This window comes from Streptomyces sp. NPDC005070 (genome assembly GCF_053600395.1).
In genome coordinates this window covers 1-6,163 of sequence record NZ_JBSFZS010000235.1, presented here as the reverse complement: position 1 = coordinate 6,163, position 6,163 = coordinate 1, and the positions used below count along the sequence as shown (strand labels likewise).

Genomic DNA, 6,163 nt, shown 5'->3' with positions numbered 1-6,163 from the left:
GCGCGCTCCGTCCGGCCCGGGCCCGCCCGCTGCTCGTGGGCGGCGACCCCTGGGCCATCGACCTGGGCAGCGCGCTGCGCTCCGCCGGCCTGGACGTGCTGATGTGGGCCGGACGGGAGGAACAGCGCGACCTGATCCGGGGCGCCGGACTGCGCCTGGCACCGGGGGAGCTGCTCGCCGCGGCCACCGGCGAGGGAGCCGAACTCGAAGGCATCACCGGCGTCCTGCTGCTCACCGAGGAGGACGACTTCAACGCGCTGGCCTCGGAGACCCTGCGCGGCACGGTCGACGGGTTCGTCCACCGGCTGGGACCGCCCGGTCTGAGTCATGGCGTAGTGGCGCCCTACACGAGCGGTGACACCCTGTTCGGGACCGGGCTGAGCAGACCTGAACTGGCCCGGCGCTACGAGGACGGCGCCCGGATCGTCTCCGGCTCCGCCGCCGACGGCATCCCGGACGGACACGCGCTGCTGTTCCTCGTACGCCCCGACGGGCGGCTGGATCCCGTCACCGACACCCGGACCCCGCAGCCGGGCGCCCGGGACACCGCGATCCTGCTCGCTCCGGTCAGGACACCGGGACGGGTACGGGCGGACTGAGGCGTCCGGCGCCGGCGGGCACCCGGTGACCCGAGCGCGGGGCCGGGCCGCGCCCCCGAACGACACCAACGGGCCAGTGCGGATTGCGGTCCGCCCCCGGCCTGGATCTCATGGTTTCCATGCAGCGACAAGCTTCCGAGCCCGACGACCTCGTACCGTCGATGGAACGCTCGCACTGGGTGGCCTTCGCCGGGATCCTGCTGATGGTCAGTGCTCTGTTCAACCTCCTCACCGGCTTTGTGGCGGTCTTCAACCACGGCTACTACTCGAAGGTGTACTCCGAGGGCAACCGGTTGCTGATCCTCAACTACACGGCCTGGGGCTGGATCTTCGTCGCCGTCGGCATCGTCATGGCCGTGCTGAGTCTCGGTGTGCTCGTGGGATCCAGGGGAGCGCGGCTGGCGGGTATCTGCCTGGCCGTGTTCAGCCTGGTCGCGCAGATGATCTTCCTGCCGGTCTACCCGTGGTGGTCGCTGTTCACGATGCTCGTCTCCCTGCTGGTCATCTACGGCCTGCTGGCGGAGCCGAAGCATGTGCACGGCGCGCGGGTGTAGCCGGTCCCGGCCCCGCGTTCAGTCGCGCAGCCGGTCCAGTGCCTGGTCGAGCGTCGTGGCGGCCATGATCAGCGACAGATGGGTGAACGCCTGCGGGAAGTTGCCCAGTTGCTCGCCGCTCGGGCCCACCTCCTCGGCGAAGAGACCGACGTGGTTCGCGTAGGTGTGCATCTTCTCGAAGGTGTAGCGGGCCTCGGCCAGCCTGCCGGAGCGGGCCAGCGCGTCGACGTACAGATAGGTGCACAGGCTGAAGGTGCCTTCCGAGCCGCGCAGGCCGTCCGGGGAGGCGGCGGGGTCGTAGCGGTAGACGAGGCTGTCGGAGACCAGCGTCCGGCCCATCGCGTCGAGCGTGGACAGCCATGTGGGGTCCTTCGCGCCGAGGAAGCCGATCCGCGGGACGAGCAGGAGCGAGGCGTCCAGGACACCACCGTCGTAGTGCTGGACGAACGCCTTCTCCTCGTCGCTCCAGCCGCGGTCCATCACCTGCTCCAGGACGGTGTCCCGCGCCCGGGTCCACAGCGCGGTGTCGGCCGGCCGGCTCCAGTCGCGGGCCAGCCGCAGACCGCTGTTGAACGCGGCCCAGCACATCACCCGGCTGTACGTGAAGTCCTTGCGCCCGCCGCGGGTCTCCCAGATGCCCTCGTCGGGGCGGTCCCAGTTGTCGGCGAGCCAGTCCAGGGTGCGGCAGACGGCCTTCCAGCCCGCGTAGTCGGCCTGGACGCCGATCTCGAGGCCCTCCGAGAGGCCGTAGAAGGCCTCGCCGTAGATGTCGAGCTGGAGCTGGTCGGCGGCGGCGTTGCCGACCCGTACGGGGAAGGAGCGGCGGTAGCCCTCGAAGTGGTCCAGCACCTCCTCGCCCAGCAGCGGCGTGCCGTCCACCCGGTACATGATCTGGAGCGCCTCGCCCTCCTGCTCCAGGCCCTCCAGCAGCCGTTCGCGCAGCCAGTGGGTGAACGCCATCGCCTCCTCGGCGAACCCGAGGTCGAGCAGGGCGCGCAGCGACAGGGATCCGTCCCGTACCCAGGTGTAGCGGTAGTCCCAGTTGCGTTCGCCGCCGATCTGTTCCGGCAGTCCCATGGTGGCCGCGGCGACCGGGGCGCCGGTGGGCGCGTAGGTCAGGAGCTTGAGGGTGATGGCGGAGCGGTGCACCATGTCGGGCCAGCGGCCCCGGTACCGGGAGTTGCGCACCCAGTTCTGCCAGAACGCGACGGTCTCCGCCATGTTCTCCTCGGTCCCCGGCACGGTGGGCGGCGGCGGTGCGGCGGCGTCCGGACCGTCCACGGTGAACACGGCCACCGCCGTCTCGCCGGCCTTCAGGGTGACCGTGCTGCGGACGTCCTGGCCGTCCCGCTCCAGAGGGAAGGTGGTCTGCAGGAACGCGCTCATCCCCGGGGCGCGGAACGCGGCGCCGTCGGGACCGACGGAGAGTTCGTGACCGGCCCGCCCGTAGTCGAAGCGCGGGCGGCACTCCAGGGCGTACTCCATCGTTCCCCGCACCGTCCGCGCGGTGCGCACGAGACGGTGCCGGGCGGAGGCGGTCCCGGACCGGTCGGGGGGCATCCAGTCGAGGACCTCGCCCACTCCGTCGGGTGACATGAACCGGGTCACCAGGATCGCCGTGTCCGGGTAGTAGAGCTGCTTCCAGGTGCCTTCCGGGCGGGAGGGCGCCAGCCGGAAGAAGCCGCCGCGGTCGTGGTCGAGCAGGGCGGCGAAGACGCTGGGGGAGTCGAAGCGCGGGGCGGCGAACCAGTCCACGACGCCCTTGGCCGAGACCAGAGCGGAGCACTGGAGGTCCCCCACCAGACCGTGGTCGGCGATGGGCGGGTAGCGGTCCATGGTGATCCAATCTCGAGGATCCGGGCATCTTCACTATCCGGCATGCCGGTCGTGCGCGCTTGTCCGCCCGTGGGGGAGCCGCGGCGCGGACGGTGACGCGCCCGCGCGGCCGGATTGCCGAACGCCGGGCCGCCGGAGTTACTGGAGGGGACCGTTCCCCACCGAGGAGGCGCGCGCCGGTGTCCCGGGAGGTACCCGCATGGACCTGATCCACGTGCGCATGGTGAGTCCCGCCCGGCTGACCGACGCCGTGGCTTCCCTGCTCGCGGCGGACCCCCGTGTCGTCAACCTCGTGGTGCAGCCGGGCATCGCGCGGAAACCGGACGGCGACGCCCTCTCCTGCGACGTGCTGACCGGAGGGGCGAACGACGTGCTGCGCGGTCTGCGGGCGCTGCGTCTGGACGAGGTGGGCTCCATCGTCGTCGAACCCGTCGACATGGCGATCACCGGACACGCCCTGACGGCCGGTGCCGGCCGGCCCGGACCGCTGTCCCGGGCGCCGGTCTGGGAGGAGGTGGAGGCCCGCATCCGCGCCCAGGGCACGTACGCGCCGAGCTTCTACCTCTACATGGTGGTCGCCGGGCTCATCGGCGCGGTGGGCATCGTCACCAACTCGCAGATCCTCATCGTCGCGGCGATGGTCGTCGGGCCCGAGTACGGCGCCATCGTCAGCGTCGCGCTGGGCATCGACCGGCGCTCGGGGCGGCGCGTCCGCGAGGGGCTGACCGCCCTGACGCTCGGGTTCGCGCTGGCCATCGCCTTCACGTTCCTCTTCGGCCTGCTCATCCGCGGCTTCGACCTGCAGTCACGGGCGTTCGAGCTCGGCGTACGCCCCGTCTCCCACCTCATCTCCACGCCCGACTTCTTCTCGGTGGCGGTCGCCACGCTGGCCGGGATCGTGGGTGTCGTCTCCCTGTCCGAGGCCAGGACGAGCGCCCTGCTGGGTGTCTTCATCTCCGTCACCACCATCCCCGCCGCGGCCGCTCTCAGCGTCTCCGCCGCCTTCGGCAGCTGGGCCGAGGCGCGCGGAGCGATCATCCAACTTCTCATCAATGTCGCCGTGTTGATCGTGGTGGGCGCGCTCACGCTCCGCGGGCAGCGCGCCGTCTGGCGCAGGGTCGGCCGGCGCGAGACGCGGCCGGCCGGCGGGTGAGGGCCGCACCGGCCCGCGCGGACGCGCGGAGCGGTCACGTCCGGTCCCGCCGGGGGAAGTGACAGACTGACGCCATGGACGAGCGCGCATTCGACAGGTCTGGCCAGCATGCTTCCGTCATCGGTCTCGGCACCTGGCAACTGGGGGCCGACTGGGGCGAGGTGAGTGAGAAGGACGGCTTGGCCGTGCTGGAGACGGCGGCGGAGACGGGGGTGACCTTCTTCGACACCGCCGATGTGTACGGTGACGGGCGGAGCGAGGAGACCATCGCCACGTTCCTGCGCGGCCGGCCGGACCTGCACGTCATGGTCGCCACCAAGATGGGCCGCCGCGTCGACCAGATCCCGGAGAACTACGTCCTCGACAACTTCCGTGCCTGGAACGACCGTTCCCGCCGCAACCTCGGCGTCGACCGGCTCGACCTGGTGCAGCTCCACTGCCCGCCGACGCCCGTGTACTCCTCGGACGCGGTGTACGACGCCCTCGACACGCTGGTCGAGGAGGAGCGGATCGCGGCGTACGGCGTGAGCGTCGAGACGTGCGAGGAGGCGCTGGCCGCCATCGGCCGCCCGAACGTGGCGAGCGTCCAGATCATCCTCAACCCCTTCCGCATGAAGCCCCTGCGCGAGGTCCTGCCGGCGGCCAGGGCGGCGGGTGTCGGCATCATCGCGCGGGTCCCGCTCGCCTCCGGGCTGCTCTCCGGCAAGTACACCAAGGACACGGTCTTCGCCGCCGACGACCACCGGACGTACAACCGTCACGGCGAGGCCTTCGACCAGGGCGAGACCTTCTCCGGGGTCGACTTCGCGACGGGAGTGGAGGCGGCGGCCGAGTTCTCCGCCCTCGCCCCCGAGGGGTACACGCCGGCCCAGCTCGCCCTGCGGTGGATCGTCGCGCAGCCCGGCGTGACCACGGTCATCCCGGGAGCCCGCTCACCCGAACAGGCCCACGCCAACGCGCGGGCCGCGAAGCTGCCGGAGCTGTCCCGGACCACGCTGGACGCCATCGGCGAGCTCTACGACCGGCGGATCAAGGACCAGGTGGAGAACCGCTGGTGACGGCGGAGCGGGCTCCGGCGGCACGCACCAGGCGTCCTGGACCCCGTGCCGCCGGGGCCCGCGTCAGCTCTGTGCCGCGGGCGACGCTCAGCCCTTGGGCGTCCGGCCGGTCGCGAGCGCGTCGAGTTGCCGGTCGTGCGCGCGGCTGAGCACCAGCACCGAGACGGTCGCGCCGATCAGGGCGCAGAACATGTCCCACCGGGTGTCCCACACGTCCCCCTGCGTCGCCAGGAAGGCGTCCGCGCCGTGGCCGCCGATCACCGCGGCCGCCCACTCGAACATCTCGAAGAGGGCGCTGAAGGCGAGGCACGCGCACACCGTCAGCGGTGCCAGCCACCGGCTGCCGCGCAGCGGTGACGTCCTGCTGAGCAGCTCCCGCACCAGGACGGCCGGCACGAAGCCCTGCATGAGATGCCCGAACCGGTCGTACGGATTGCGGTCGAGCCCGAACGTGTCGCGCACCCAGTCGCCCAACGGCACCTGCGCGTACGTGTAGTGCCCGCCCACCGCGAGCACCAGCGCATGTGCGGCGAGCAGGCAGTACAGCAGGTTCGTCAGCGGGAACCGTCGCCGGCCGAGCACCACCAGCGGCAGCCCCACGAGCACCCACACGGTCTCCAGCAGCCAGGTCATCCCGTCGTGCGCATGCCATGCAGACAGCGCCATGCCCGTCACCACCACCGCGAGGAGCGCGGCGGGGAGGGCGTGGCGCGCGGCGCGCTCGGGGAAGGCGGGATGCGGGCCGGTCGGTGCGAGGGCTGATCCGGGCATGGCGGGCTCCTTCGTCCAGGTGGCCCCATCGTGGAGGAGCACCGGGGCTCCGGCATGAGTACGGGTACTCACCCGTTCTGCGTGTCATCGCCACCCGGGCCGGCGCCATGCATCGACGAACATGTTCGTGACGTACTTGTTCGCAACGAACATGTTCGTTATTGTGGAGGAGTGACAGGACAACCCGCCCCC

At 71.5% G+C, this 6,163-nt stretch carries 5 protein-coding genes and 1 pseudogene; 4 read left to right on the top strand and 2 right to left on the bottom strand.

Annotation, left to right across the window (positions count from 1 at the left end; genetic code table 11):
* Together ACWEBX_RS36465 and ACWEBX_RS36460 are read left to right on the top strand one after the other, a co-directional pair.
* Nucleotides 1–599, top strand: a pseudogene (locus tag ACWEBX_RS36465) (cation:proton antiporter); the annotation flags it as partial.
* A 119-nt stretch (nucleotides 600–718) separates the two neighbouring features.
* Complete coding sequence (locus tag ACWEBX_RS36460; protein ID WP_451889035.1) at nucleotides 719–1,153, top strand: DUF7144 family membrane protein; 435 nt, start codon at nucleotides 719–721, stop codon at nucleotides 1,151–1,153.
* A gap of 18 nt (nucleotides 1,154–1,171) precedes the next feature.
* Here ACWEBX_RS36460 and ACWEBX_RS36455 read toward each other — a convergent pair whose 3' ends face one another.
* Nucleotides 1,172–2,995: a glycoside hydrolase family 15 protein gene (locus ACWEBX_RS36455; protein WP_451889036.1), complete on the bottom strand. Its 1,824-nt coding sequence runs from the start codon at nucleotides 2,993–2,995 to the stop codon at nucleotides 1,172–1,174.
* Nucleotides 2,996–3,188: 193 nt separating this feature from the next.
* On the opposite strand from ACWEBX_RS36455, the gene ACWEBX_RS36450 reads away from it, so the two are divergent.
* Entirely contained in the window at nucleotides 3,189–4,142 is a 954-nt protein-coding gene (locus ACWEBX_RS36450; RefSeq protein ID WP_451889034.1) for a DUF389 domain-containing protein, read from the top strand.
* Nucleotides 4,143–4,216: 74 nt separating this feature from the next.
* Entirely contained in the window at nucleotides 4,217–5,200 is a 984-nt protein-coding gene (locus ACWEBX_RS36445; RefSeq protein WP_451889033.1) for an aldo/keto reductase, read from the top strand.
* Nucleotides 5,201–5,287: 87 nt separating this feature from the next.
* Here ACWEBX_RS36445 and ACWEBX_RS36440 read toward each other — a convergent pair whose 3' ends face one another.
* Nucleotides 5,288–5,971 carry a DUF2238 domain-containing protein gene (locus ACWEBX_RS36440; protein ID WP_451889032.1) on the bottom strand — a complete coding sequence of 228 codons (684 nt, stop codon included), beginning with the start codon at nucleotides 5,969–5,971 and terminating at the stop codon, nucleotides 5,288–5,290.
* Nucleotides 5,972–6,163 lie beyond the last annotated feature (192 nt).

What these genes read in the sequence shown, in the direction of transcription:
- ACWEBX_RS36460 (WP_451889035.1), top strand. Translation starts at nt 719, where the DNA reads ATGCAGCGACAAGCTTCCGAGCCCGACGACCTCGTACCGTCGATGGAA.
- ACWEBX_RS36450 (WP_451889034.1), top strand. Translation starts at nt 3,189, where the DNA reads ATGGACCTGATCCACGTGCGCATGGTGAGTCCCGCCCGGCTGACCGAC.
- ACWEBX_RS36445 (WP_451889033.1), top strand. Translation starts at nt 4,217, where the DNA reads ATGGACGAGCGCGCATTCGACAGGTCTGGCCAGCATGCTTCCGTCATC.
- ACWEBX_RS36440 (WP_451889032.1), bottom strand. Translation starts at nt 5,971, where the DNA reads ATGCCCGGATCAGCCCTCGCACCGACCGGCCCGCATCCCGCCTTCCCC.